This window comes from Rhodanobacter spathiphylli B39, from assembly GCF_000264295.1.
GTDB classification, from domain to species: domain Bacteria; phylum Pseudomonadota; class Gammaproteobacteria; order Xanthomonadales; family Rhodanobacteraceae; genus Rhodanobacter; species Rhodanobacter spathiphylli.
Map to the genome: position 1 here is coordinate 1 of NZ_AJXT01000085.1, position 832 is coordinate 832.

Annotated in this window: 1 protein-coding gene; it reads right to left on the reverse strand. The window is 56.2% G+C overall.

Annotation, left to right across the window (positions count from 1 at the left end; translation table 11 throughout):
* Nucleotides 1-73: 73 nt before the first annotated feature.
* Entirely contained in the window at nt 74-391 is a 318-nt protein-coding gene (locus tag UU7_RS17825; RefSeq protein ID WP_083846027.1) for a YbbC/YhhH family protein, read from the reverse strand.
* Nucleotides 392-832: the final 441 nt, after the last annotated feature.

The following is an 832-nucleotide window of genomic DNA, read 5'->3' on the forward strand; positions in this document are numbered from 1 at the left end:
AGCAAAATCAGAGTTTCCCTAACGCTGGAGTTAAGCGGCGGCGAAGCCGTCCGCTTGGACGAGTGGTTAGGCCTCACTTGCCGTGACTAACACGCAAGACTTGGCCGTCTGATTTTGAGAGGACCGCAATTGCAGTGCCGCCGAGCCAGCCCTTGGGAAGCGAGCCTGTAACAGTCCACTTTCCGTCATCCGAAAGCGTGGCTACGTAAGGTTGCTCCGAAGCAATTTCTTTCTCGCCGTAGATGGGAGACCAGACGGCAACTGCGATTGCAATTGCCGTCTTGGCATCTGGCACAAGCCCTTGTACGGGACGCACATTGTGCTCTTGAGCGGACAGGGGCAATACCATAACGGCCAGCGAAAATATGATCAGAGTGCGGGCAAGCGACATAGCTACCTCGTGAGGCCTAACGCTGGAGTTAAGCGGCGGCGAAGCCGTCCGCTTGAATGACGGGTTAGGTTGCAGCTACGAAAGAGTTGCAACCAGCGCTGCTGCAGATTGCCTTGTAAGAGAGCATGTAAGCACAGGGTTGGCAAGTTCGTGGAGCGCCAAGCCGACTGCTGACGAAGGGTCGTACTCAATGTCGTCACGGAGCTCTATGCAGCTGGCCCAGTCGTCGACCTGCACAGAAGAAAGCTCACCTGCCATGAACCGACCGAGCACCGAGGAAATATGGACGGCGTCAAGCACGACCAGCGGGCTAGGAGCGTCCCAGCCGTAAGCCGAGAGGTCGCGAGCAATGTCCGGGATTGGCCGCGTAAACGAAAGAAGAGCTTTTAGAAGGGACTCGCGACTATCCATGTTTGCGACCTAACGCTTAGCGTTTATCTG